Source organism: Micromonospora sp. NPDC085948 (assembly GCF_040686315.1).
Classification (GTDB): Bacteria; Actinomycetota; Actinomycetes; order Mycobacteriales; family Micromonosporaceae; genus Micromonospora.
The window spans coordinates 76576-103327 of sequence record NZ_JBFBJW010000017.1 but is presented as its reverse complement, the minus strand read 5'-3'; the positions used below and the strand labels follow the sequence as shown (position 1 = coordinate 103327).

The following is a 26752-nucleotide window of genomic DNA, read 5'->3' as shown; positions in this document are numbered from 1 at the left end:
TGGTGTCGAGCGGCCTGGTGAGGGCCGGCCGGCAGGCGTCACTGGCTCGACGGCCCGCGAGCGGCGAGGCGAAGGTAGCGGCGGGCGGTCCGGGCGAGAAGCCCGTACTGAGTGTCCCAGCGCGCGATGATCCGCCCGCTCGGCAGGTGCCGCGCCGCGTACTCGCGCCGCAGCGCCTGCCAGCCCCCGACGCACACGGGGGTCGACTCGGCAATCAGTTCCCAGCGCTCGCCTTCGGCCGAGGTGACGTGGGCGTACCGCTCGCGGGTCAGCGACCACTGGTCGCCCTCGACCGTGAGGACCAGGCCGTCGGCGGTACCGTCGCGGAACAGGTGCTGTCGGCCGGCGCAGTCGCGGATCAGCACCACGTCCGCCCGTGCGTCGAGTGACTGGGGCCGCGTTGCGGCGCACTGCCAGTGACCGCACAGCGGTAGGTGACGTGCCGTCGCACGCTCGGAGTCGGTGAGGGGGGAGGGCGGCATGTCCGGCTCCTTGGGGCAGGTGTGTGGGTTCCGGTGAGGGTTCGCCCCCTCATCCGAACAACTATTATTATACCCGGTTAATGGGTTTGTGTCCAGGCGGGGCGGCGGTTGTAGGGCGGCTCTGCTCGATGGCCAGCGGCCTCGGGAGAGCGGACGGCGAAGCTGGCAGGCCGTTGCGGCTGTTTGCGAGCGTAGCGAGCGGCCGGGGCGGCCGGTGCCTGCGGGAGCAACGGTCGGGACCGGCGCGGACCGAGGTCGAAAGCTGGGTCCGGCAATCGGAAGGGGCACGGGCCGGACCGGCGGCAGCCAGCGTCGACCGGTTGAGGGCCGTGCTGCTGACACCTCCGACGGTGAGGCCGGCGCTGGCACTACCCGTCGTCGTTCGTGGTGCGGCGGTGCGACGGTCAGGCTCTCAACCGGCGGCGATGCGGCGGCGAAGCTCGGAGAGGGGGAGCCGGTGGCGTTGCCGTTGGTGCTGCTCGGTGAGGATGGCGACATCGCCGAGCTGCTCGCGTAGTTGGGCCTCGGCCGCTTCGGCGGCGGCGTAGTGGTCGGGGAGGACCTGCAGCAGCCGCGCCCAGTGGTTTTTACCGGCCCGGACGCAGGCTCCGCCGCAGTTGTTGTGCGGTAGGCCGAGGTCGTACAGCCGCGGTGGGCGTAGTCCGAGTTGACGGGCCCAGGCGAGCAGGTCGTCTTTGCCAAGGTGCGGCGGATCGAGCAGGGGGAAGTTGGTCGACCAGGGTTTCCAGCCGGCGGCGATGGCGGGGGAGCGGCGCCGGTCGCGGGGTGAGGCGTCGAGTCCGATGTGCAGGGTGGTGAAGTCGGGGTCTGCGTGGGTGTCGAGCCACTGCCGGCACGGTCGGATTTTCAGTGCGAGTGTGTAGGGGGCGACGCGGCTGTTGCCGAGGTAGCGCACGTCCTGGAAGAGCTGCCAGGGGGTGCGGCCGTCAGCGACGCGGGTGATGGGGACGCCGAGCTGGGCGCTGCTGTCGTTCAGCCAGCGATACAGGTCGGGGTCTTCGGTGAGGACGTCAGCGAAGAGCAAGACCAGCCGGTCGGTGCCGTGTTGGGCGGCGACGCGTTGCGCGGCGGCCCAGCTTGCGATGCCTCCGGAGTATTGGACAACGTGCAGATGGTCGGCAGAGCTGCCCGGTCGTGGGTGGGAGGGTGGGACTTGCGAGGGCATGGCGGTCCGTTCGGGGGGTGGCCTCGGGCTACGTGGGAATCGAGTGCCGGTTTGACGGCCGGTGAGCGCCGAGCCGGGGGAGGCGAGGGGGCGGCGCGTGAGCGCCCCTTGTCGGAGCCGGGGCGCTCGATGCGCCCCGGCTCTGGCACCGCGCGTGAGGTCTAGCGGTGCTGGCCGGAGAACGACCAGTGGTGGGGCAGGGCTGTCGCGGCCTTGGTGGCCGTGCCGGCCGGGGGCCTGATATGGCCCCCGACCGGCAGGCTTATGCGGCGAGCGTGCTTTCCAGCTCGGAGCCCGAGGGCTTGTCGCTGTCGTCCCGGAGGGCGCGGGTTGGCCCCTCGTCCGGTCCGTCCGCGCTGCTGCTGTCGACGGTGTCGGCGTCGCCTCCGATCAGCAGTTCGTCGGGCTCTGGGGCGGCGACGACGCTGAGGCCGGCGCGCTGCTTCGTGCGGCTGGCGGTGGCGTCGATGATGAGCTGTTCGACCTCGCCGACCTGGAAGCCGTTAGCGACGCACCACTGCAACCACTTGCCGACTGCCGGGTCGGGTGCCCGCCACGAGGATCGGGTGATGCAGCTTTCGTTGGCGGCGGCGATGGCCGCGAGGGAGATGACGGAGTAGCGGCCGTCGCTGACGCCCCGCGCGGGAACGCGCTTGGTGCCGGGCCGCTTGGCCTTGCCGGGCGACAGAAGGTCGTCGAGCATTTTCCGGCCGCCGTTGACCCAGGTCGAGAGGATGTAACCGGAGTCGGCCAGCATCTCCGCGATCAGCTTCGCCGTGCCCTTGGGTGGGGTCTTGGCGGTCAGGAACGTGGCCAACCATTCGCGGCGGACCGTGTTGGCGATCTCCATGGCTTTGTTGTTCCCGATGACCAGCCGCCGTTCCGCCTTCTCCTCCTCGGTCATGGGACCGCTGCGAGTGGAGGTCACAGCGTGGGCGGGAAGGGCATGGCCGTACTTGCGCCAGTCAGTGCAATAGCTCGTCTCCGACAGCCGGTCGTCGTAGGCGAGAAAAAGCCGCACAGCGTGTCCGGGGCAGTCGCTGTGCGCCTCGGCGTCGACGCGGTTGCCCTCCGCGTCGCGCAGGTCGGATACTTCCTTGATCTTGGGGTCGTTGTAGCGAGGGTGTTCGGACAGCAGCGTCACCCCGGCGGTGACGAGTTCGGCGCGGCGGGCCGCCTCTGCGGCGACGGCGGCGCGGGTGCCGCGATAGTGCTCCACCGCGCGGGCGAACGCGAATGGACCTTCTTCGGCTTCCTTTAGCAGGGCTTCGACGTGGTCGGGGTCGTCGGCGAATTCGGCGAGCGCGGCGACCTGGGTGAGGTCGAGCCCGAGGGTGTGCGTGCGCTCGGCGGTGCGCTTGTCCAGGGTGGCGAGTTGCCGGCCGGCCTTGATTTGCTCCGGTTGGTAGCCGGTGCGCTCGGCGATGTCCTCGTCGTTCATGCCGTCGAGGGCGAGTTGTTCGATGGCTCTCGCCTGTTGGGTGGCGGTGAGTTCCGTGCGGTGAACCTGCCGGAGCATGCTGATGATCTGCTCGCGGTTCGCGGCCAGGTCTTCGCGCACGATGACCGGGATCCATTCCTGGTTCGCCTCGACGGCGGACCAGTAGCGCTGCTCGCCGTCGATGATCAGATACGGGCCGTCCTCGTCCGGTCCGAGCGGGACGACGATGAGGGGTGAGAGGAGGCCGCGAACGCCGTCCTGGTGCAGGTTCTGCACGATGCCGGGCAGGGCCTGCGCATCATCGCGGGCGTTGCCGGGGTTCGGCTGGATGTTCTTGACCCGGACCATGCAGTGCCGGCCGGGCAGGGCGGGGGCTTCCTGGGCCTCGTCGGTTTCCTCGACGCCCAAATCGGTAGCGGTTGCTCCGTCTTCGGTCAGGGGTGCGGCGTCTCGGGGGTCGTTCGGGGCCTCGGTCTCAACCGGCGGGTCGAGCTGCTGTGCGGGTGCGGTTTCCGTAAGCACGGTTCGTGTTCCCTTCGGGCTGTGGGTGTGTTGGTTGTCCGGTCGCGTCTGGGGTTGCCGTCCAGAGCGCGCCGGGGCTTGCGGGACTGTTGTTGGTAGTGGCGGTGGCGGGCTGCGAGCCGAGCGCTGTGGAGTTGTCAAGGAACGGCGTTCGATCGGTCAGGCCGCTGTAGGCAGGGCGGTGAGGTGCGGGCGGCTGGGCGGGGACGGCATCGTGCAGCCAGCGCATGTGCCGCCATCCCAGCGGTGCGGGCTTGCGCCGTCGCCTGCCGGGCACGGCCGACACTGCAGATCGGTGATCTCCGCGCGGTTCAAGCAGATCGGGCATAGACCCCAATTGGCGGTCGGCGGACCGGAAATGGGGGTGTCGCAGTCAGCGCAACATCGGCCGGCTTGCCGAAGGGCCTGACCGATGATGTCCGCCGTGGCGATCGCACGGTGGGCAGCGGTGGGAAGGCTCCTCCACGCGGCAGTCGCCTGTACGCGCTGCCAGTCGTCGTCGCTCAGCGCCGGGCTGGGGAGGCTGGCCGGGTCGTCGGCCTGGGCCTGGAGGTATGCCTCAACCTCGATGCGGCCGAACAGGGGGCCGGTCCAACGGAAGGTGCGGGCGAGAACGGATACGAGGTGCCGAGCGTCGGGCTCGGGGAGGTTGCGGGGTAGCGATACGCCGTGAGGCAGCCCGATGAACAGGGGCATGGTTGCTCCATCAGGGTTGGAAGGACATCACGAGGCGGCACGCGCAGGACGCGCGCCCGGCTGCGGGCCCGAGATCACGGACGGGCCGTCGGTGAGCTGGTGCGGCCGGTGGGCCGGGTGCCGGCAGAGCGGCACCCGGCGGACCGGTCAGGCCGTGGCCGCGATTTCCATGGCACGTACGCCGACGCTTTCCATGTCGAACGCGGCGTCGGGGTCGCTGAGCGTCTGTGCTGCGCTGGTGACCGCGTGCAGCATTCCTCCGGCGGTGCGGTCCCCGCCGTCGATGAAGTGGTTCAGGATCAGGCGCTGCTCGTCCTCAGTGAAACGCAGCCGCTGCCCGACGACCCGGATGGTGTGGTCGGGGTCGGGGATTCGCCGGCCCGCCGTCTCCTCGATTTCCTCGATCTTCCGGCGGACATAGCGGACTTCGAGGAAGCGGCGCACGGCGTCGCGGGCCTGCTTGCCGATGAGGTTGAGGTTTGCCTCGTGGGTGTCGTTGCTCCACCGGATCGTGCCCTCGTCCATCTTCGCGCCGAGGTGCACGGCGCGAAGCACGTCCTTGGTGATGGTGACGCCGTTGTCGCAAACCTCCACGACCATGCGAGGGGTAACGCTCATTGCGCCAGAGCCGGTCTCGCTGTTGGCGAAGACGATTCCCGCGAAAACGGTTGGATTGTCTGCGCCGGTTGCCCCGGTGAATGGGCTGCGGTAGTTGCGCAGCAGGGTGGGGGCAAGCGACCTGATGGCCTCGGAGTGCACCCGGACGACCATGCGCCGCTCACTCAGGTCGCACGCGAACTCCACCCGCAACCCGGACTCGCGGATGCCGGACAACACCGACATCAGAACGTCAAGGTGATCGATGATTTTGTACCCATCGCTGAGGAAGGCGCGCAGGACTCCGCCGCCGTTGCCATCGGACAGGCAGCGGGCGAGGTATCGCTTCCCGTGCTGGAGATCAAGCCAGCCGTTGACGTTCGCGTCGTAGAGGTGCAGGGCCTGGGCGCGGGTCTTGCGCAGGTAGCCGGTGGGGATGCCGAGCTTTTCGCCGATTCCAGCGTCGCCGATTTCGGTGGGCAGGTACAGCCCATCGGAGGGGGTGACACCGGTGTCGGTGAGGATCGGCTCTGCGCCCGTGATGCGCAGTTGGCCGGCTTCGGCGCGCAGCATTCCGGTGCCGGCGACGATGTCGAGCTTGTGGCTGTGCTGCTCGTTGAGGATGGCGGTCAGATCTGCGAGGCTGGCGTGTCGGGCGGTCAGGGGAATGGTGCCGAGCGTTTCGCTCACGGTGATTTCCTTCGGTCGGGAATCGTTGGCATTCGGTCGGGGGTTGCCGCCCCTCCCTCATGTATTTAATGATACATGATTCAATGCTGTGCGTCTAGTCGGAACCGATCTCCCGAAGGGTCTTTTGGTTGGCAAGGGCATCGCTCTCCGTTGACCCGGCGGCGGGCGATGGGAGGGCTCGCGAGGGGTCTGGGATGAGGTGCATTTGCGCCTGCCGCAGCGTGGCGGTTGCCGCATGGATAGCCTCAAGAGCTTCGATAAGTGTGGTGTCGTTGGCATCTGCAGCTAGCTCCGCCAGCTCGCCGCTGCGCATCTGGCTGAGGTCGAGGTGGCGCAGTACGTTAGACAGGCTGCTGTGGAGGTGAAGACGCCTCAGTGTCATCAACTGCGCTTTCGTGTAGGGCTCGCTTCGTACGGCGCACATGCACCAGCAGGTGAAGTCAAGGGAGTCGATATGCTGGTGCCAGTTGGTAGGCTCTGTCTCCGGGTGAAGGGCAAGGATGAGGTCGCGGCGAGTGGCGACGTCGTAGGTGTTCTGAATGACGGTTGATCGCCGATAACGCTTAGTGCGGGGCTTTGTGCAGTCGGTGCGGTGCGCCTCGGGTTGGCGGCGTGGAAACTGAACGTGCACGAGCTGCATGGGTCACCTTTCTGGTGGGACAATTCGGCGCGGCGGTTGCCATAGTCAATGTATTTAATGATACATGATTAACGCGGTCTGTGTTATTCGGATGGGTTGCCTCGGGGTGCGTTTTGCGCATCCGTGCGCGATGTTGAAGATTCTTCCCGGCGGCCTGATCTTCGATCCACCATGTTCGGGGGTGAGGGGCAAGCCTGGGGTGTGGGCTTGCGGCTCACCCCCGAACATGGTGCCCCTTGGGGCAGGCCGCCGGGAAGAATCGGCGCTGCTCTGATTCATCCCGGAGCCTGCCTCGCCGGCGAGGCGCCGCGGTTCAGCGGCGGGACGCTGACCCGGCGGGAGGCCATCGGCCGGAGGCCGATTCCACCCCCAGTGACGACGAGGACTGCGTCGGGGGCTAGTGGCGGGAAGTGGGGGCGGACGTCGCCGATTGCTGCCCTGGGGACTGGCTTACTTCGCAGCCCTCGGGGCGCTGAACCTTCCCCGCCCTACTGTTGATCCACGCCTGCACTCGGCGGCGTTTCCAGTATCGGATCATCCCCTGTGCGGGTGCCGGCTCTTCGGCGTCAAACCGGGGAAGGTAGCCATCCTCACCGCGGTCCCACGCCGCCCTGCTGAGGCCGACGTAGTAGTCCCAGGTCCCTTGGCTGATGCCGAGGATCTTCCGAAACTCGGTCGCGGAGATCAGTTCTTCTGGATCGCCGACGAGGTCGACGCAGTGGACGCGTGCTTGCCCCGCCTCGACGATCTGCGGCAGGAGGATGTCTCGGACGTCTTCCAGCTCATCGACGGGAAACCATGATTTCTTGTCCTGCTTAACCGGAGCGGGCCAGCCGGAACCCTGCTCTCGCTGCTTCGGCGATGTCTTGAGTCGGACGGTCGCCTCGGACCGGCGGGTCAGCTCGGCTGCGCCGGCAATGTCGGTGTGTGGTCGGCCACCGATGTACCGGATCTCCATGTCTGTTCCTGCCCAGCGAGTGGCCAGCGGCTGGAACGGCCGGGGGAACAACGTCCGTGAACGAACGAAGTGGCAACCCCCCGGCCGCGTGAAGCAACCAACGTTCCCAACCTCACGCCGCGAACGCGGTATGAGGCCGAAGAGGTTCCGATGTTAGCAGTCGGTCGACGACCGTCATGGGAAGCGATCCGGACAAGAGGCGGCTCAGGGAGTGGATGACCAGCATCAGCCGAGACGCGGCCACTGCGTCCGAGTCCGGTTGGCGTGACGCACGCTAGAGGTTCGGCGACATGCTAGTTGGCCGCCATGGGGAGTCCGAGTGCTGGGGCTGTCGCGCGCCTTCGCATGGGACTGGTCGCTTCGTTGGAGGGCAGCGGTGATTCGGGGGGTGAAGTATCGTCGATGGGACGGCGCTGCTCGTTCCCCCGTGCGAGCAGCGCCGCTCTATCGGCGCCGACTGATGGCGGCCTGACCTGCCTAAGCAGGCGGGGAAACTGCAGATGTGGTCTTGTATGCCCAGACTGTGTTGTTCCTCCGTCGCCCCTCCACGTCGACCAGAGTCTTGGCGACCAGTTCGGCGATCTGCTCCGGGTGCGCGTAGGGCAATCGGCGAGGCCAACGCCACCCAACCGTCTCATCTGACGTCCGGCCATCGAACGCATGTACGATCCCGTGGTGGCGGACGAGGTCGTGAGGCGGTGGTGGAACGGCGTCTGGGGACGCCTGACTCGGCGCGATGTCTGGTTGATCCGTCAGACGCGATGGAAGGTCGTAGCTCGTACCGGAGACAGTGAAACCGGGCAGATGCTGCGCTGGACGTACGACTCGAAAGACGAGGCCGCGGCGATGGTCGATCGTCTCTTGCGCGCCCACTCGGCAGGGCGGTGGCGCGAACAGCAAGGTGGCACGCCGCCCTAGAAATCGATGCCGCCGCGAGTCAAGTGGCACCTTGTGCAGCACGGTGAGGCGGGCAGACGGCGAGGTCAGGCACCGCCGCGCCCACACCTGCAGATGTGCCGGTGCCTTCCACCCCGCCAGCCCAGGGCGGGAAGTCAATGCAGAGTTGAATAGGTGATCAGCGTCCGGCCGTCGCGTCATACTCGGCGACAATTTCCCGAGGGATCCGGCCTCGATCCGAAATGTCCTTGCCGACCCTCTTGGCCCAGTCCCTGATCGCCTTGTTCTGATCCCGGTTCGCGACTCCGCCCGTACGGCCACCTCGTGAGCTGCCCACACCCGCCGCGCTGTGGGTGGCTCGCGCGGATCGTGCGACGCCGCTTCGTCCCACCTTTAGGCCGTGGGCCGTGTACGGCGAGAAGGCGTCGCGCAGCTTCGCGGCATTCGCGGCCGATAGGTCGATCTCGTACTGAACGCCGTCGAGGGCGAACTTGATGGTTTCGTCGGCGCTTCCGCCGTCCAAGTCGTCGACCAGCTGATGAATGACCTGCTTAGCCACCGCCACATCCTTCCTAATTCTGTAGCATGTGTACTAAACAGTAACCTCTCGCGCCGCTGCTACGTGCGGCGAGTCGAGGGCCTGCACTGCGACGAGATCCTTAAGGCGTACCTCGGAGAGCAGGCCGTCCCGTTCCACAGGGTCACCCTCGCCTGGGACGACCAGTCCCACGCGTGGCACGACTCGAAGGCGCCCGAGCCGCCACACATGCCGAGGAGTGGCACCGGCTACGCGGCACCACGTAGTACCAGGCCGGCGGCCTTGCGCCCGTGAGCTGCAATGAGGCCGTGCCTCCTCGCCGCCGCGTCCAGGTCGTGACCACACGGCCGACTCCCGAATCCCGCTCGCAGCGAATCACAACCACGATCACCGCTGTCGCCGCGATCGGGGCACTTCTCATCAGCACGGTGTCGATCTACTACACCGGCCGCTCTGTCGACGCGACGAATGCGCAGGTGCGTTTGCAGGAGCAAGGGCAGGTAACCGATCGCTTCGCGCGTGCGGTGGAGCAGCTGGGCTCGGAGCAGATCAGCGTCCGCCTCGGAGCCGTATACAGCCTGGAGCGGCTGATGCGAGACTCCGCCGCCGACCAGCCGACAGTGGTGGAGGTGCTGTCCGGTTTCGTCAGAGACACGGCGAGGCGCAAAGACCCCGAGTTGACGACCTACCGGCCGTACGTGTGGCCGAACTTCGGGTTCAGTGAGACGAGCGGCCCGCCACGCGTCACACCGCGAACCGATGTGCAGGCTGCCATCACCGTGATCGGCCGTCGAGACAGCCGATTCGACGGTGCGGCGCTCATTGATCTCACAAACGTCGACCTCGGCGGAATCTCGATGAGGGACGGGAACTTCATGCAGGCATCCCTCCGCGGCAGCTCACTCTTCCGCGCTGACCTCGTCGGCTCGAATCTTGAGGCCGCTGACCTGACGCTTGCCGACTTGGCCTACAGCTATGCCGAGCGCGTCAACCTGCAACGGGCCTCTATGGAGGGCGCACGGATCCGACGGGCACAGCTGTCGGGTGCGGATTTCCGATGGGCTCAGGTTCCCTGGGTTGACGGCCGCGACGCCGTGCTCGTCACCGCTAATCTTTCCGACGCCACGCTTGACTACGGCGACCTGAGCGGTGCGCGCCTTGACGCGGCGCAGTTGGACCGCGCCGCGCTGTCTGAGGTGTCTTTCCAGGATGCCTTCCTGAATGGCGCCCGAGGCATGGAGACGGCCTTCGGCACCTGCGTCAACCTGAGGGGTGCTCAGGACGTGCCGCCGCCATGGCTTCCAGATATGAACAAGTGCGGCTGATCTTGAAATTTCCCAGACCCGTACAGAGCCGGAACCGCTGAACGTACCGGCGGGGCGGCCGGAGGGTGGGGGGCGGTGCAGCAGCAGCGGGCTGAGTTGCCGCTGTGGTCACCGAACGGGCTCGCTGCGGTCGCCTTCGCGGGCGAGTGAGCCTGTGTTGGAAAGGGAGCCGGGGCGCGCCGTACCCGCGCGAGGGCTCGTGGGCCCGGGGTGATCCTGGGCGTTGCCCCGGCTCCGGTCTACGTCCCGTGTTCCGTTTCGGGTTCGGCTGAGGCGGTGAAGGCGCGGTCCTCGTCGTAGTTGCTACCGGTGCGCAGGCAGTAATGCAAGCTTCCGAGGAGGCGAGCGTAGAGCCGTCGCAGGGCGGCGGGGTGGTGATCGCCGGCGGCGCGGCGGCGGTCGTAGAGTGCTCGGGCGCCGGGGGATCGGGTGAGGGTGGCAAAGGCCCATAGGTGGCCGGTTTCGGCGAGGATCGGGTTGGCTTTGCGGCGGTGGCTGACCTTGTGGGAGGTGCCGCTGGCCCAGGTGATCGGGGTTGCCGCGCAGAATGCGTGCAGGTTGCGTGGGGTGGGGAATCGGTGCGGGTCGTCGCCGAGTTCGGCGAGTAGCCGCGCGGCCAGTAGTGGCCCCATTCCCGGGAACGACCGGTATATCGGTGTCTGTGGGTGCTGTTCGGCCAGCGTGTCAATGTGTGTCCACAGGGTGTGGGCTGAGGCGATGGTGGCGTCGAGCTGCGTGAGCAGTGCGGCGGCGTGACGTCCCATCGCGTCTTCTACCTCGGGTGGTTGACGGAGTGCGCGGGCGTGGAACAGTTCGTGGAGGCGGGTCGCCTCGGCGGTGATGAGGCGGGTGCGTCCGGCGGAGGCCAGCAGAGTCTCCAGCCGACGTGTGGTGAGTCGAATGGCCCGTGTCGGGGTGGGGGCGGCGGTCAGGATGAGGCGGGCTTCCGGTCTGGTCAGCCCGCCGGGTAGGTGCGCCCAGGCGGTCGCCGCAGCTGGGTAGTAGTCGCGTAGCACTGACCGGAGTCGGCGGGCGAGCAGACCGGCGGTGTGGTTCCCCTGTCGGTGCGCGCGGGTCGCTTCTCGCAGGGCGCTGGCTTGCGGCGAGGACGTCGGTGCGGGGCGGTGGGCGTCGCCGTCGACGCGCAGAATGTGCGCGAGTAGGCGGGCGTCGCCCCGGTCGGATTTTTTGCGCTGTGGGGCAAGGCGGCTGCGGTAGTTGGCTACCTGGGTCGGGTTGAGCACGACGACGGGTTGACCGGCCTTGCGGAGGCCGGCGACCATCAGCCCGCGACTGGTCTCGATCCCGACTGGGATCGAACGTCGTCTGCGCTTCACCGCGGTAAGGGCGGCTAGGAGTTGAGTCAGACCGCTGGCGTCGTCCGTCACGCGTATGTGGCTGATGAGCTGGCCGTCGGCGTCGACCACGGCCAGGTCGTGGTGGCTCTCGCCCCAGTCCAGGCCCGCGTAGTAGTTCATGGTCGTCCCGTTCGAGGGAATGGGTTGTGGTGCTGGTCGGGCGCACGGTCTCGCTTGAGGGCTCGGCGGCCCAGGATCGCAATGGGCATCACCCGACCAGCCGGTGTCCGAAGATCACCGGAATGGACACTAGACCGGCTCGCGGCAAAGATCGAGTCACGCCAGCCGTCCCAGCCTCCGTCCGATCACGGGCGGCATGCCCGGTACGTGCGTCCCGGCAGCGTGCGGGGCCCGAGCTTTGAGCAGTTTCGGGGCCTGATCTGGAGGTCTTGCGGGGCGGGCGGGGAACCGCCGAAGGCTGGTGTGCGTCTCACCCTCTGTTGGTTCGTTTTATCCGTAGTGTCCGTCTGGCGGTGTGTGCCGCCGAAGGAGGTCGATGATGTCTCGCCGTGTTCCCGCGCTGCTCATCGTGCCGCTACTGGCCCTGCCTGCCGCCTGCGCCTCACCGGCGGCGTCCGCCGTGCCGAGCGTGCCGAACGCGGAGCAGTCGTACTGGCCTGCCCAGGATGCGCTTAGCGACGCCGCCGGCGCCGTGGATGGCCTCGGCGAGCGTTGGCCCGACGTGTACGCGGACGTGAGCCTCGATGTTCCCGCTGGCGTGCTGCTGGTGCACCGCATACCTACTGCCGGTTTCGACGAGGCGGTGCGTCAACTCGCTCTGCACGTCACGGTGCGTTTCATCGACGCCCAGCATTCCGCCCGGGCACTCGACCGGTGGGTCGAGCAGATCAGTGCCGACATGGATTACTGGCGGCAGCGCGGTGTGGCCGTGTACGAGGTGGGACCGACGATCGGGAAGTGCGTCAGCGTTGGCGTCGGTGACCCACAACGCGACGCCGCCGCGGTCACCGCGCACTATCCGGGCGTGCCGCTGTGCGTGGAGCAGGGCGCACCAGCGGTGCCGCTTACCGCCGACTAACCCATGCACGACGGACCAGGCTGACTGGGCGGCCGCGGATCGTGCACCTGAGTCCGACTGTCCGCCAACTCGTTGGTCTGCGGACAGCAGCGACCTGCGGCGCCGCGGCGTCCATTGACCGCGTGGATCGCCTAGACGTCGTGGCCGACCGGCAGGGCGACCGAGCCGTTCGGCTTGCCCGGAGATCGCCGCGCCGCTCGTCAGACAGCGGGCGCTGTCGCACTCGCACCCTAGGGTGACGGCTATGGATGCGTCCGGAGATGAGGGGCCACGCGCGCGGAGCGTGGCACTGGTCAGTGAGCATGGCGGAGCGCGGACGCGATCCGTTGACGAGCACATGTTCACCGTCGGGCAGTCGTCGATGCGGCTGCAGCTATTCACCGCGCCAAACCGACGCCCGGTGGCAATAGCGACGCAGACCGACCGAGAGGGCGCGTCGCTGATGAACCGGGCGGAGCGGTTCGTGGAGGCGGTGTGGCAGCGGCACTGCCCGGGCGAGCCGGAGCCGCCGATCTTCATCGCCCATCAGCTGCTGATGGGCAAGGATCTCGGGTTCTGCCACTTCGGGTTCACCGTGGCGGGACCGTTCGCGGTGGCCAGTCCGCCGAGGTGGGGACCGCGGTTGACCGAGGACGAGCTGGCGCACCTGGTCGGCGGCCCGGTCGATGTGGGACGCGGGGGTGGCTTTGTCGCCCCGGAAGCCCCAGTGGAACCCCGGATGAGATTCGAGGTCGCGACGGTGATCGGATTGCCGCGTCCGGACCTGCACGGCGAGCCGGCGTGTATGCCGGCCGGAACAACCTGGTCGCGGCGCCTGGTCCGGCAGGTGATGCCGCGCCGCAGCCTGAGGGACTGTTGCTGGTACCACAGCGTGGATTGGGCCGCCGCGTCAGATGCGGCCGTCGCTGCGCTGGCACGAGCAGACACCGAACCCCTCAAGAGCGCTCCCACCGATGATCCCGAGAACGCGCGGATGTTCTCCGCCGTGACCGCATTGCGCGCCCAGGGCCTCGACGGCCGGGTGTTAGAAGCGGCTGAGACGTTGTTCCTCGATCCGATCCAGCCTGAAGTGTCCGGCGCTGTCGTTCCGTATATCAACGGCCGACACCGGGCTGACGCGATGCTCGACGCCGGCGTACGCCACACCGTCATCGGCCGCTGGAGCGACCGAGGCGCCGACCGGTGACCAGCGGCGCGTACCGCGATGCGGCGATCCGGGATCTCATCACCCGGGGTTTGCCTGGCACACCCTGGGCTGCCACATCGACGGCTCATCCGCGTTCTGGGACAGCGTCGGCGTCGGCGTTGCCTGCGGCTACCGGCGCTTGAGTGTGCGAGCACGTGACAGCGGGGGCTGACAGGGACACCTCCCCTCGCCAGACAACAGACTGGCGCCTCGCTTTGCCGCTTCGGTTGTTCCCCCCCCCCCCCGCTGCGTCTGCCGTAGACGTCAGCTCCGCCGGCACAGTCAGATGCAGTGACTTCGCACCGATGCCGGCTGCGTAACCTGCCTGTCGCCCGCGACGGCCAGGGCATGTAGGACGGTCCGGTGGGCGGCGCGGGCGAGACGACGCCTGCTCCTTATCCGAGCCGCAGCCCGTTGTAACAAGGCATCGGTGATGCCGCCGGCATCGGCGTGGCATGCGCTGGAGCCCTAGCGGCTGGAGGTTCCCCTCCAGGCAAGGGTGCATGCGTCTGCGCCGGCACCGGGCTGCTGCGAGACCAGGGAGCGCGCCCGGATCCGCGACCGGCGGTAGGCCGCCCACTCACTGGTCCAGGTCGCAAGGTCGTGTACCCACACCTGGGTGCTCTTCTCGGCTTTGCCTGCCCACTTCGCTGCGTTACGGATCGCGAAATCGTCTACGGCGTCGCGATCAGTCGCAACCCACGCCGGAAATTGCGCCACCCAGCGTTCTGCCTGACCGGCGGTGTGACCGTAGCCGATTAGCCACTGGATCAGCAGTGCCAGTTCCACCCAGGGCGCTGCCTTGGTCGCGAAAGCCCAGTCGACGATGCGCAGGCCGCTGCCGGTCACGATCAGGTTGGTCGGGTTGAGGTCAGAGTGCACGAGTCCCTCTCCGGCCATCAGCGGATGCGCGAACCCGAGCCGGCCCTCCGGGTCGTACCAGGTGCCGTTCGGCGCGCGGGTGTTCTGTAGGTCCTTGAGCGTCGCGGCGAGGAGGTCGAGATCGGGGCTGGCGGGGGACAGGTCGGGGTGAGGGCCAGCAAGGTGCTCGGTCGCCACCACCAACCAGTCGTCGGACTCGAAGTGCCAGAGGACCGCCGGCGGGTACCGGTCCATGGCCGTGCTCGCCGCCAGCTCGTAGCGCAGTGATCGGACGCAGAGTTCGGCCGAGGCCGCCTTGATGAAGACCTTCGCGGTTGGTCCGGTGACTGTCGCGGCGATGTCCGCGTGGTCACCGTTGGAGGCCGGGGTGACGTCGAAGGATTCACCGACCCGTTCGGCGATTGCAGCGGTCACGTTGTCAGGCAGATCCGTCCAGGCACTACGCATTGATCATTTTTCTCCCGTCAGATGGTGGGGTGAGTTGAACTCTGGGGCAGCCGAACTTGGCCTCGCCGTTTCAGGACTGTTCGGCGATCAGGAAGCAAGTGTTCCGCGCCGCAGCGTAGGCAGGCCCGTTCTGTCCTCCATCTCCCTGGTAACCGGGGGAGGGGTCCGTTGGTCGCGGTCGAAGTGCGGCCCACTTCCGGTGCGCATCGCTTGAGCTCTGTGTCGGCGGGCCCTGGCGGTCGTCGTCGTGGGCTCTCTGCTGGGTTGGGCGACGGCAGGCGCAGCGGGCCGTGGTGAGTGACGAGGTAATGGGAGAGCCGAATGGAAGGCACAGAGGCTGTGAGTGCAGGCCTTCGCCATGTCACACCGCAGCCGCGTCGCCGTTGCCGGATCGGCTACAACGGTTGCTGGGCAGCCGGCGGAGCGCGAGCGTTACGTCTGGACAATGTGCCGTAGCCTGCACGATCGTAGCGACGCGGCGTGGAGGTCAGACGGTGAACATCGACATCGACGTGGGGGCCTGGGGGGCCACCCTGCTCGCGATTGGCGGGGCCGGCGTAGCGGTTTGGCAGGCGTTCAGCGCGAAAAGCCAGGCCCAGAGTGCCAAGGAGCAGGCCATTGCTGCCAGGGAATCCGCTGCCACGGCGGAACGGCAAGCCACGGCCGCCGAGGATCACCTCGCTCTCGCGCGTCTTCAGTTCCAGTCTGAGCTAGACGCACGAGACGAAGCTGATGGTCCTGAGTTCGAGGTCACCACCGGGATGGTGCACGTCCACGATGAGCAGTACGCGGAGGTGCCGATCAAGCTCCTATCGGGCAAGCCGCTCGCGTCGGTGGTGATCAGCGTGGCCGGCCAGCCGAACGTGCGCGGATTCGTCAACAGGGTGGCCGGCGGTTGGGACGGCATGCGGGCGGCAGTCACACGCACGGATCTTGCGCCCGGAGCGGCCTTCACAGTCGTCCTGATGCTCAAGTACGAGGCCTCGACGCCGCTGAACGTGCGTCTTGACTTCGAATGCCACGAGGGGGACGGCGGCCCACGGACGTGGCACCGCTCCTACTCGTCCCAGGTCAGCAGGCCGCCCGAGCCAGCGACTGAATCTCGTTCGCTTCGCCGACTTCCCTTCGACGGCCGGTAGCCGCAGACGCTTGGGGGGCGTACCAGAGAGCTGCAAGATCAGGCAGCCATCCACCGGCAGTCAGGTGCCCACAGGCAACGCGTTGGCGGCTTCCGGGCCCCGCGTGTTTGCTAAGACTGGGCCGGCCGTCGGCGGGGGTGTTGACCACGGCCACGTGCAGGTGGGGTCGACCCGGCCCGTGGGCAAGGCCGCACCCCCGCGCCGACCGGAGCATCGGCACGGGGCGACGGCCTGGCGCTCATGCCTCGCCCGCGACTGGCGTAGCCTGGTGGGCATTGATGGGACCGGCATTCCTCAGCCGGCTGTGTGACGGCGTGAACCTCCGGTTGATTCCGCCGAACGCCTCACTCGCGGTGACCAGCATGGGCAGCCCGCCGAAGCGGGCCCGGCACCGACGTAGCCCACGGGATCGTTCACCCGGCCGCACCATGCGGTCCGGGTGCGCGTCGCCCCAGGCGTAACCGAGGGCACGAGCCGACGGAGGAGAACCGTCATGGCCCGATCTCAGCCGATGGACCACGAGTCCGCCGACCGCATCAGCGCGGCCGCCGACCGCGATCCCGACTCGCCGACCGCGACCAGCGGGTTTGGCGACCGGGCGCAGGAGGCGGCCGACCGCAATGATGCGAAAGACCCGGACGACTACGACGACTGCGACATCGATTAGTCCCGTACTGGGTGGTGTCCCGCCGCTGGGTGCGGCGGGACACCTCGGCGCCACGCTGGTGGGGCGCTGGGAGCGTGTAGCCAGCCTCAAGCGGGGTCGGCTGTCGAACGGACCGTTCGGGGGAGAGCAGAGTCCAGTGGCGTCGGCGGGCGACGGAGGCGAAGAGTAGTCCCAATCGGCGGCGGTGGGGCCGGCGACGCGCGACAACTCGCCACGATCGAGACTGGCGCAGCCTAGATCGACGCCAGTCGAGATTCATGTCCCGACAGATCGGCGCAGAAGGCAGTGCCGAGGTCATGGTGAACCGTGTGAGCGAGATAATTCGCTACCCTGGTTGGGTGATCGTGTGGGTGTCCTCCTTTCCCCGGTCAGGTAACACCTTCCTTCGGATCGTCCTCAATCGGCTCTACGGCGTAAGGACATCCGTCGTCTATGACGTCGATGGCGTGGCCGAACGTCTGGGTTCCGATCTGGTCGGCTTCACCGAACGCCCTGCAGCGATTCAAGCCATGCGTGACTCGACAGAGGTTCACTTCGTCAAGACGCACCGACAGCGCGACGACCAGGTCGATGAAGCGGACAAAGCCTTCTGCCTCGTCCGGGACGGGCGCGATGCGCTCGTCTCGTGGGCGCGTCTGGCCAGCGAGGCAGACGCTGCACGATTCGAGAGCGTGCTGCACGCCATGATCACCCGGCGGGACGAGGTCGGAACCGGCAGCTGGGGACGCAACGTGCTGAGTTGGCTGCTGCCGCCGGCGCCTCACCGAGTGGTGCTGAGGTACGAAGAACTTGCCCAGAAGCCGAGAGCTGCTGTGGAACGAGTCGTCCAAACGTTGGCGCACGAGCTCCGACCCGTCGCCGACGTCCAGATCCCGTCGTTCACCGAGCTTCAGCAGGCCGATGACCGCTTCTTCCGTAGGGGGCTCACCAACACCCATCGCGACGAACTGCCCGACGGGCTACACCAGCTCTTCTGGGCCCAACCCGACAACGTGGCCGCGATGCAGCTACTCGGTTACGGGACGAGGGCGGACGGCTCGCAACGAACGTGAGCGTCCGCGGCCAGCGCGAGGGTGATTCGTGGGTTGTCGGCGAGCGGTACAAGCACTGAATCCGGTACTGACGGCTAGGCGTGTCTCCAGCACTGCACCGCTCGACTAGTCGACACATCCATGCAACGATCAAACATGTGTTCGATACTTGGAGACTGTGAGTCAAGGGCGGTCCCCTAGGTCGCCTGCAGTTTGGCCCGTAACGGGTTATCGTCGCTGGTGGGGACGGTTGCGATGGCTATGAAGGCTATGTCTGCGGATGTCGGACCGACGTGGGCGGCGTGACGACGGTTGTCGACGCCGGCATGATCGTGCCTGCGGCCCGTCGGCTGATTCCGGGGGCGCTGGCCGCACGACGGTTGACGTGTGGCTTGGCGCGGCGCGATGCGGCCGTACGCGCAAGGCTGTCCGCCCGGAAGGTGTTCCTCTATGAGGAAGGTTTGCTCGCGGCAACTCCGGCTGAGGTGGAACGCCTGGCCGAGGCAGTGAGTTGCCGCCCTGATGAGCTGATCGACATCGTGCCAGGCCAGGAGACACTTGCTGATCTGCGCTTCTTGATCGGACTGACGCTGGCCCGCACGTCGGAGTTGTTGAAGGCATCCCAGGCCGGTCAGGATCTGCGTGTGTCGGCGGAGGCGCTGTCTGCGCTCGAATGCGGTGAGTCGATGGCCGGCCGGGATTGGGCAGAGCCGGGGATGACCGGTCGCCTCTTGCCGCCGCTGGCCAAGATCTATCGGGTGCCGACCCGGATGGTTCTGGACGCGTGGATGCGCACCCGACCGAAGGATCCTGCGCCGGCGGTGGAAAGCGGAGGACGCAGGGGGCCGTCTCGGGCCGCTGCCGAGGCGTGGGCATCGCTCAATGAGCGGCAGCGCGTGTATCTGGGCGAGATCATGCGCGACGACCGGATGACCGAGACCGAGATGTGGATGCGTCGGCTGCAGCGGTTGCCGGTGCCGCCGGCCGCCGAGTGGCGTCAGTTGCCGCTGGCCCTGAAAGCGGCGTCGTCAGAGCCGGGTCATACGCGTCTCCAGGAGCGGCTGCGCCGACGTGGGGTTCATGACCCGGGCGCTGGCCGGACCCTGCACGCCCTCGCTCGCCGGGGCCTGGTGATCGTGACCGAGGACGTCATCGATCATCCGGATGCCGGTGAGGTCGTTCGGATTGCCGTCAAGATCACCCGACGCGGACGGGCTGCCGCCCGGGCAGGTCTGGATGAGGCTGCCGAAGTGGATCACGAGCCGCATCTGTTGTCGGAGTGGTTATGGGGTGTGTTGGCCCGGGTCGCGGCGGCCGAGCCCGAGGGCCTGCCGGAGGACCGGCTGGCGGGCAGATCTTTGTTCTTTCTTGGCGTCGGTTACCGCAACGCGGCCGGTGGCCCGCCGAGCAGAGGGCTGATCGAGGCAGTGCCCGTGCTGGCTCCCGGCGGAACGCACGTGGTGGAGTTCCGGTGGCAGTTGACTGATCTCGGCCGGCGTCACGTCGTCGAGTTCGCGGACACCTATCGTCAGCGGTATCCGCGCGTGGAGTGCCCGGCCTCAAAAGCCTCATCGTCTGATTTCTGACACCGGCCCCGACCTCTTTCGGGCCCCGCTCTTGTCACAGGGTGGGTCTAACATCCGCCCTCGTGACCAATGCTGTCGATGACGACGCGCGCACACTAAGTGATCTTCATGTTCGGTACCTCGTGACCAAGGCGGCCGTGCATGCCGCGAAGGCTCTCACTGCTGCCGGGTGGAAGCCGGAGCGGCGGCTGGAGACCTTAATGGAGTGCCACGGGATTGTGCTGGCTGCCCGCGGCCCGGGAAGCCCGTTGCCGTTCGGCAGGTTCCGGCAGGCTCTTTCGGGTGACCTTGCGCAGCTACTGCCCGCGGGGGTGGAGCCAGTCGATCTCAAGGGATTGCTCGTCATGGATCAGGACGGGCAGGTCACGGAGGACGCCTTCGATCTGGACTTCGAGCAGAGGATGCTGCTGCACACTCTGCGCAAACTCGATCGCCGCTCGGACATGCTCGCGGGTGTGCGCGAGCTGCGGGAGGAGGTGGAGGAGGAGACTGTGTATCTGGCGCTGAGCAAACCGGGCGTTCAATCGGTCTACGAAAACGGGCGTGCGGATCTGATCCGATATCCTTCCGGGCCGACAGATGAGCTGGCGGACTTGCGGCTGCCGCCGACCGTGGTCGAGTTCTACACCGACATCCCGTACGCCTCGATCCACCAGGGCTGGTGGTACGAGTGTCCTATCTGCCGGTGGCCGATGCGGCTGGCGTTGGCGAAGAGCGCCGGTGCGCTGGTGGGGTCGGCTCGATGCTGGCACACCCCGCACGCCGAGATGGGGGCCTCCTACCTGTTCCGTCCGAGCGATGACGGTTCTGCTGCCGAACTCCTTCCCGAGCCACGCCCGGACCGTCTCGCCGCTCGCGAAGCGGTGCTGTTTCCCGACATCGATGTTGTTCCCCAGCCGATGCCGGCGGAGAACCACAAGGCGCTGGCCCGGGGGATCTGGCGATACACCACGGTGCCGGGGATTCCGGAGCTGGCTCTGCGGGACCGGCTGGTCGAACGCGGGCTGAAGGTGGACCTCTGGCCGGCCCTGGACGCCTACGACCTGAAGGTGACAATCCCTGGCACCAAGACGTCCTTGAAGGTCGACGTCAAGGACTACACGTCGGCGACGACGCTCGCGAGCCTTATCCATGCGCAGGAGGGTGACCGCGGCGGCGCCGGATGGCTCGTGGTCCCGGACTACCGGGCCGGGCAAGTTCCGCTGTTGTCCGAGGTGTGCCAGAAGTACGACATGAAGGTGGCCACCGCCTCGGCCTTCGGTGAGCTGGTCTGCAAGCAAGCGGGGGTGAGGTGGGCATGAGCGACCCGACTGTGCAGACCAGTGTGGTGCACGCCGCCCTGGCACTGGCAGCCCACTATTTCCCGCGCCGTATCCCCGGTGACGCACGTGACGCCGCCGGGTTTGCCGACGCCGCGTTCCTGCTGTCCGGGAAATACACGGTGTGGGACCGCTGGAGCAGCCTCACCCACGACGAGAAGCAGCGGATCGCGCTGGTCGGATCGATCGCCCCGGCCGACCTGGCCGAGCATCGTGCCTTCTCGGTCGCCGCCCGCACCGCCCTCACCCCTTCCGATCCAGGTCCGGACGAGGAACAGGCACCCATTGCGGCCTTTGAGCTCGCCGGGAACAACCCGTTCAGGGCTGACGCCGCGTTTCCTCGCGTTGGCGGGAACCTGCTGGACTACGTCGATCGCCAGACCGCCCGGTTCCGGCGCCCAAGCGTCCGCCCGAAGCCGCCGGACTTCGCGGGCCCCGGAACGTGGAGTACCCCCACGATCTACGTCAAGGACGGCGGTCAGATCCACGGGCGGGTGCGGATCCCGCGCTATCCGCATTTCACCGAACCGTTCGCCCTCGACCAGCTGCCGCACGTGTCGACCGTCCCCTACACGCCCGAGCTGCAGATTCCCACGCACGAACTCCTGACGTTGGCCGCCCAGATCGACGAACGCTTCCCGCCGGACAAGCGGTTCCTGCACACCACGCTCACCGGCCTGGTCGACGTGCTGCAGACCACCGACGTCGTCTCGCCCCGTGAAGTCTTAACAATGTCGGCCGTCGGCCTGGAGATCTTCCACGCTCCCACCGGCACCGGCAAGAGCGTGCTGGTCCGGGTCATGGCCAGCTGGTTCGCCCTGCGCAACCTACGAGTCACGCTCGTGCAGCCGGACATCAAGTCCTGCCTCGCGATGACCTCGAACATCCAGGGCGACCTGGCCTATCTCCGAGAGCAACAGGACCTGGACCACACACCGACGTGCGCGCACCTGATGTCCTCGAGCAGCATGCGCGAGCGGGCCGTCAAGCACGCTTCGCTGATCGACGAAGACCCCGAATCGCCCGGCGACTGGGGTCTACGCGGAGAACGCGACATCGACCCGCTCGCCTACGGATGCGCGCAACGCGAGTTCACCGAGTCCACCGGCGACTACCCGCCCGGACGTGAACCCTGCCTCTCGCTCGGCCGTCAGGGCGTCGGAGTCTCGGCCTGCCCGTGGATCCCGACCTGTAGCAAGTTCACCCCGGTTTACGAGGCGTGCGACGCGAACGTGGTTGTCATGAACCACTTCTATTTCCTGCAGGGCACCCTGCGGATCGGCGTCAATCTCGATGGCCGCCCCGTGCGGACCTTGACGGCTGCCGAGTTCGCCCTGCGTACCTGCCATGCCGTGCTCATCGACGAGGTGGATCAGTTCCAGTCGAGGGCCATCGAACGCTGCGCCAGCGACGTGAAACTGCACTCGCGCCGTCATTGGACCTCGGCCCCTCAGGAGATCGATACCGACGCGAAGCGGCTGCCCATCGACGACGAGAACGTGCTGCTGCCGTCGGTCAGCCACGTGCGGCTCATGGCTGAGTTCCTGCTGCTCAGTATCTGCCGCAACGCGCTCAAACTGCACGCTGCCGAGGACCAGCGCGCCGAGGAACGCATTCCCGATCAGACCAGCAGCCGCTGGCACATGGCGCGTGGCCGCGACCGCACACTGGCCCGACTGCTGTGGCCCGATTCAGAGATCGGCGACGCGGGCATACCCACCGAGATCGTCGAGCGGATCAACGCGCTGATGCCTGAGCGCTACCAGCATGCCGACCGGCACGGACGCGCGAGCGGCGCCCTCGAACCGGTATGGGCGGACGTCCAACGGGGCCTGAGCGCACTGGTAGGACCACGAGGCGAGAGCCTGCTTGACGCGGTCAAGCTCGAACTACACGAGTTGTTGGGCGACGTCATCAAGGACGGGCACCGCCGAGCCCAGATCATCAACCTGCTGGCGACCCGCGCGGTGATGATCGAACTCGACGAGGCGCTCGCAGAGGTCCGCAAGAACGCGCAGCGCTTCCGGTCGTCCGGGTTGCGCTCCGCTCAGAAGATCATCGAGCAGCTCCAGCACTCGGCGATCACCACCGTGATGCCGATCGGCATGCTCGGCCGATCCCTGACCGGCTACCGGGTCACCGGCCTCGATGACAGGCAGAAGAGCGCCGAGCTGGTCGCCCAGACCATCGGCGGCGACCCGCACCTGTTCACCGCCGAACTTGGTGGGATCGTCTCGCTGAGCCTGGCCGGAACGCAACGGCCCGTCATGGGGCTGTCAGCGACGGCATTCTTCCCGCAGGCCGTCCGCGAACACGTCCACGCCCCGGTCCGCTGGTGGATGACCGACGCACAAGCCCGCTCCATCCGCGCCCGGAAAAGGCGTATCGACTACGGCAAAGGGCACCCGCTGCTCGGCGAACCGATCAAAGTCTCGGGACTGCACACCAGCCGAAAACGAGACGCCCTGATCGAGCTCGGCGACCAGCTGTACGACCGGCACATCCGCCGGGAGCTGGAACGGGCAGCTCGCGAGGACCCCGACCGCGCCCACGTGCTCGTCGTCGCGAACTCCTACGAGCAGTGCGCCTTGCTCGCCCGCGGCATCGCCCAGTCCGGGAACTACCGGTCCGGACTGTGCGTGGCCGTGCGCGCCGAGGACCGGCACAGCCTCAATCCGGACCTGCCCCGCGAGAACCTCGCCGTCCGGCTGACCCAGGAAGAGTTCGAGACCTTCCCGGACCGGGGCAACATCCTGGTCGTGCCGCTGTCGCTGATCGCGCGTGGCCTCAACATCGTCAAGGGCATCCGCTCCGCGGTGCGGTCGGTCTACCTGTGCGTGCGGCCCCTGGCGTTGCTAAACGAGCCGTCCGAGATGTACGGGAGCATCAACGCAGCCGGCATGCGCGCCCTCCCCGCCGGTGGAAGCAGTGATCCCGTCGCCGCGCTCGCCGCCGCCCGCGACGCCGCCTGGGAGAGGCTGAGGCTGTTGCTGCGCTCGGCGAGCCAGTTCGCCTCCATGCAGAAATCCCTGCAGGAGGAAGTGGTCGCCGGCATGATCGTCGACCTCATCCAGCTCGCCGGTCGGGCCCGCCGTGGCGGTACCGAAGCCGTCCTGCACATGGTCGACTTCGCCTTCCACGAGGACACCTGGAGCGCTGACCTCGACACCATCCTGCGCCGCATTCACGCAAAATGGCCGCCCGACGTGCGCAAACAGATGAACGACCTGTACGGCGAAGCGCTCAACGCGTTCCTTTCGTACGCCGGAATCGACCCCAACGAGCCCACCGTGCTGGACGCCTTCCGAGAAGAGGACGAGTGACCCGACACCACCGCGAGCCCGGACGCTATCTCGACACGCTCGCGTACCGCTGCACTCCCGACCTCGTCGGCAACGACCGCGTTTACCTGAGGAACCTGGACGCCGAGACACGCACCCTGTGGGAGAACTTGAACCGCGCCTGCCAGAAGCGGTACGGCAACGATTCCGCCCAGGCCCCGTACTCGATCGCCACCACCGTGCTCAGCGTCCTCACCGGCGGATACGTCTACTTCGAGCCTGGTGGGCCCCAGCCGTTCCTCGCATCACGGGAGCGGATCGACGACAAGCTCCTGTGCCGGGTGTTCACCCTCACCCACGGGCTGGCCCAGGGTATAGCGATCCACGAAATCGACCTGCGGCAGCCGCCGGAGCTGGCACAGAAGATCGCCGACACTCCGGAGAGCGAGGTCTACCTCGCCGAGCACGTCCGGCCGCAGACCGGCACTCAGCCGGTCGCCCCGAACTGGGTGTTCCGCACCATCGCCTGGGGCCTGGCGCAGAAGCTGGCCGGCCCTTGGACGGTTCGCGAAGGCCTTGCCATCCCACTGCGGCCAGACGTCACCGGCGGGTTGATCGCTCTCGACGACCCCTGGGAGAACGACCAGGGCGGCCGGTACGCCCTGTCACGTACCGCCCTCACGCTGCAAACGGTGCCGAACATCGCCACCCCCGTACTCATGGTGACCTCCCGGGTGACCCGGATCTCGGACTCACTGATCTACAGCAGGACCGTGCTGGCGGTCCAGCCCGGTGACAGCCGCCCGGTCCTCGAAGTGGGCCTGCACGGCGGCGGCGGCGCCCGCACCATCAGCCGCTACGCGCTCGAGGCGCTCGGACGCCTCGAGATGGACTACTCCGTCCTGCAGGCCATCGCGACCCGCTCGCAGGCCGAACAGCGCATGCGCGCCGAAGCCATCGCCGAGGCAGGCAAGGACCGCAGGCCCACCCTGAGCTTCTCCCGTGAACGCCCTGCCCAGATCTGGCCCGTACTGCCGAAGAGCCGGCCGTTCCCCATCGGCGTCGGCACCGGCATGCACCACCTGCGGATCCTCAACGAGCACGTCCTGGGCCGGTTTGAGGGCCGGGCAGAGCCACTCATCGCGCGCGCCACCACCATGGCTCTGCCGCACCGACCGACTGACCCCGAGAGGGTGCCCAAGGCGGAGATGGACCGCCGCAAGGCAGAACGCGAAGCCACCGGGTCCAAGAAAGCTCTGCGCGGCAAGGGCAGCGCGTTTCCCGAGCCCGCCTCCATCGCCGCCGCAGTCAAAGCGGCCGGCTTCACCAAGCTGCGCCTGGTCTGCCTCTGGTACCGCGACGAAACCCGGCTGCGGATGATCGCTGCCCTCGCCAAGACGTACGGCCTCGAGACCGAGGGCCTCGACCCGCACGACGGCGAAGAGATCGATCTCTTCGGCGGGACGATCACCGCCGTCTTCCGCCTCGCGGCGAACTTCCTGGCGCACGGTAGCCCGAACGGCCGGACCAAGGCACTGAACCCCGCCGCCGCGGCACTCGACACCAGCGGCGACGTCCTGATCGGTGCTTGGTGCGAAACCCACATCCCCACCACCGACGACATCCCAGGCCTCAAACCCGCCGAACTGGAGGACGCGGACGCGAAGCCACAGAGCAAGATGATTCTGGCGAGCAAGGACATCGCCAGCCAGTACCTGCTCGGCAGGAACGCCAACGGCATCATCGAGCCAAAGGACCCCGACCACCCGGCAGAGATGGCGCTGCTCGACCTCTACCGCTCGCTCGGCATCATCGACGACCGCATCGCCAACGCCCTGCGTCCTGAGAAGCGACACGCGGGGTACGGGGCCGACCGTATCGCCCACGTCGGCTTCCACATCCGCCAGCAGAACAAACGCAAGGGTGAGAAGAGCTCTCCCAGAACGGTCGTGACCGCGACCGCGTTGATCCCGCCGCCGACGCCAGGCGACGTGTGGCAATTGCTCGGCTGGAGCTCGACTGTCGCCTCATGGCAGCCCTACCGCCAAGCTCAGAACCAGTTCCACGAGACCGAATACCCGCAGGAGACCGGCGGCAAGAAGTCGTACCGTCAGCGCTGGGACGACGTCGGCGACGTCGTCGAACAGGCACTGCAGGACCTCGCCGAGGACCTCGATGGCCGGCCGTACGTCGTCACCGTCGACGAGGACAGCGCCCGCCGCATCTGGGATGGGTTGCAGAACAGCAAGCAGGGCAGCCAACCCGGAGAAGGGAAGAGTAAGCGGTGGCTGCCGGGCTACAGCCTGCAAGACGATGAACGCCCCGACGCGATCATCCGCGTCAACATCGCCGACGACAGAGTGCCCCCACCGATCGCCTACACCCACGTACTCAGCACAAAAGACGCCGTACGAGAAGGCGAGACGACCAACGCTCTCTACGAGATTGAGACGGACTTCGGCACGCCAGTCTGGGTCCTGTGCAACGTGCCGCGCAACTACGACGGTGGCAACTCGGGCCGGCTCGGCGCGAAGTACACCAGGTGGGACGCCAAACGGTCCGTCATCTCCGAGAACCGCGAAGAACGCCGCAAGAGCGAGATGCCCGAACCGTGGTACTCGATGACCGCTACCGAGATCTACCCCATCGCCCTCAATGACCGTGTCTCTCATGAGGCACTCGCGGTCGCCACCGCTCAGCTCTGTCACCAGACCATGTATTGGTCCGGCCGCGCCCGCTATCCAGTCGCACTGCACGCGGCCATTCAGATGGACGAGGGCCATCCTCAATATCGCCGCACAGCACAAGCGTCCGATGAGGAGGAAGACGGCCCGGGACGATAAGT

At 67.4% G+C, this 26752-nt stretch carries 20 protein-coding genes; 11 read left to right on the top strand and 9 right to left on the bottom strand.

The features are described from left to right. Positions 1-38 precede the first annotated feature (38 nt). The 6 genes from AB0O48_RS30590 to AB0O48_RS30565 form a co-directional block, all read right to left on the bottom strand. Entirely contained in the window at positions 39-482 is a 444-nt protein-coding gene (locus AB0O48_RS30590; protein ID WP_365069426.1) for a hypothetical protein, read from the bottom strand. Between the two features lie 412 nt (positions 483-894). Continuing rightward, the gene (locus tag AB0O48_RS30585; protein ID WP_365069425.1) at positions 895-1668 is read right to left on the bottom strand and encodes a hypothetical protein; all 774 of its coding nucleotides are present in this window, start codon (positions 1666-1668) and stop codon (positions 895-897) included. A gap of 262 nt (positions 1669-1930) precedes the next feature. After that, complete coding sequence (locus AB0O48_RS30580) at positions 1931-3631, bottom strand: ParB N-terminal domain-containing protein (protein WP_365069424.1); 1701 nt, start codon at positions 3629-3631, stop codon at positions 1931-1933. An 843-nt stretch (positions 3632-4474) separates the two neighbouring features. Further along, positions 4475-5614: a DUF932 domain-containing protein gene (locus tag AB0O48_RS30575; RefSeq protein WP_365069423.1), complete on the bottom strand. Its 1140-nt coding sequence runs from the start codon at positions 5612-5614 to the stop codon at positions 4475-4477. 94 nt (positions 5615-5708) lie between these two features. Then, positions 5709-6254 (bottom strand): hypothetical protein, encoded by a 546-nt coding sequence (locus AB0O48_RS30570; protein ID WP_365069422.1) that lies wholly within the window; start codon positions 6252-6254, stop codon positions 5709-5711. Positions 6255-6651: 397 nt separating this feature from the next. Then, on the bottom strand, positions 6652-7212 hold the full coding sequence (locus AB0O48_RS30565) for a hypothetical protein (RefSeq protein WP_365069421.1): 561 nt from the start codon (positions 7210-7212) through the stop codon (positions 6652-6654). 675 nt (positions 7213-7887) lie between these two features. Between AB0O48_RS30565 and AB0O48_RS30560 the strand changes: the two genes are divergently transcribed. Further along, the gene (locus tag AB0O48_RS30560; RefSeq protein ID WP_365069420.1) at positions 7888-8130 is read left to right on the top strand and encodes a hypothetical protein; all 243 of its coding nucleotides are present in this window, start codon (positions 7888-7890) and stop codon (positions 8128-8130) included. Between the two features lie 157 nt (positions 8131-8287). On the opposite strand, the gene AB0O48_RS30555 is transcribed toward AB0O48_RS30560, so the two are convergent. Next, positions 8288-8668, bottom strand: a complete 381-nt coding sequence (locus tag AB0O48_RS30555; RefSeq protein WP_365069419.1) for an Lsr2 family protein — start codon at positions 8666-8668, stop codon at positions 8288-8290. Positions 8669-9075: 407 nt separating this feature from the next. Between AB0O48_RS30555 and AB0O48_RS30550 the strand changes: the two genes are divergently transcribed. Beyond that, positions 9076-9972 (top strand): pentapeptide repeat-containing protein, encoded by an 897-nt coding sequence (locus AB0O48_RS30550; RefSeq protein ID WP_365069418.1) that lies wholly within the window; start codon positions 9076-9078, stop codon positions 9970-9972. 239 nt (positions 9973-10211) lie between these two features. Here the strand turns inward: AB0O48_RS30550 and AB0O48_RS30545 are convergent, their stop codons facing one another. After that, complete coding sequence (locus AB0O48_RS30545) at positions 10212-11450, bottom strand: IS110 family transposase (protein ID WP_365069417.1); 1239 nt, start codon at positions 11448-11450, stop codon at positions 10212-10214. Positions 11451-11826: 376 nt separating this feature from the next. Between AB0O48_RS30545 and AB0O48_RS30540 the strand changes: the two genes are divergently transcribed. Next, positions 11827-12369, top strand: a complete 543-nt coding sequence (locus AB0O48_RS30540) for a hypothetical protein (protein WP_365069416.1) — start codon at positions 11827-11829, stop codon at positions 12367-12369. Between the two features lie 244 nt (positions 12370-12613). Next, positions 12614-13555: a hypothetical protein gene (locus AB0O48_RS30535; protein ID WP_365069415.1), complete on the top strand. Its 942-nt coding sequence runs from the start codon at positions 12614-12616 to the stop codon at positions 13553-13555. 468 nt (positions 13556-14023) lie between these two features. On the opposite strand, the gene AB0O48_RS30530 is transcribed toward AB0O48_RS30535, so the two are convergent. Further along, positions 14024-14851, bottom strand: a complete 828-nt coding sequence (locus tag AB0O48_RS30530) for a phosphotransferase (RefSeq protein WP_365069414.1) — start codon at positions 14849-14851, stop codon at positions 14024-14026. A 527-nt stretch (positions 14852-15378) separates the two neighbouring features. Here AB0O48_RS30530 and AB0O48_RS30525 point away from each other — a divergent pair. The 7 genes from AB0O48_RS30525 to AB0O48_RS30495 all read left to right on the top strand — a co-directional run bounded on the left by AB0O48_RS30525 (position 15379) and on the right by AB0O48_RS30495 (position 26750). Next, entirely contained in the window at positions 15379-16023 is a 645-nt protein-coding gene (locus AB0O48_RS30525; protein WP_365069413.1) for a hypothetical protein, read from the top strand. Between the two features lie 493 nt (positions 16024-16516). Continuing rightward, entirely contained in the window at positions 16517-16690 is a 174-nt protein-coding gene (locus tag AB0O48_RS30520) for a hypothetical protein (protein ID WP_365069412.1), read from the top strand. 338 nt (positions 16691-17028) lie between these two features. Then, positions 17029-17742 (top strand): sulfotransferase domain-containing protein, encoded by a 714-nt coding sequence (locus tag AB0O48_RS30515; RefSeq protein WP_365069411.1) that lies wholly within the window; start codon positions 17029-17031, stop codon positions 17740-17742. A 281-nt stretch (positions 17743-18023) separates the two neighbouring features. Beyond that, positions 18024-19307 (top strand): hypothetical protein, encoded by a 1284-nt coding sequence (locus AB0O48_RS30510; protein WP_365069410.1) that lies wholly within the window; start codon positions 18024-18026, stop codon positions 19305-19307. A gap of 62 nt (positions 19308-19369) precedes the next feature. After that, positions 19370-20608 (top strand): hypothetical protein, encoded by a 1239-nt coding sequence (locus tag AB0O48_RS30505; RefSeq protein WP_365069409.1) that lies wholly within the window; start codon positions 19370-19372, stop codon positions 20606-20608. Continuing rightward, the gene (locus tag AB0O48_RS30500) at positions 20605-23949 is read left to right on the top strand and encodes a hypothetical protein (RefSeq protein ID WP_365069408.1); all 3345 of its coding nucleotides are present in this window, start codon (positions 20605-20607) and stop codon (positions 23947-23949) included. Before AB0O48_RS30505 ends, AB0O48_RS30500 begins: the two co-directional genes overlap by 4 nt. Further along, positions 23946-26750, top strand: coding sequence for an RNaseH domain-containing protein (locus tag AB0O48_RS30495; protein ID WP_365069407.1), 2805 nt, complete (start codon positions 23946-23948; stop codon positions 26748-26750). The genes AB0O48_RS30500 and AB0O48_RS30495 overlap by 4 nt, the downstream gene beginning before the upstream one ends. The last annotated feature ends 2 nt before the right edge of the window (positions 26751-26752 follow it).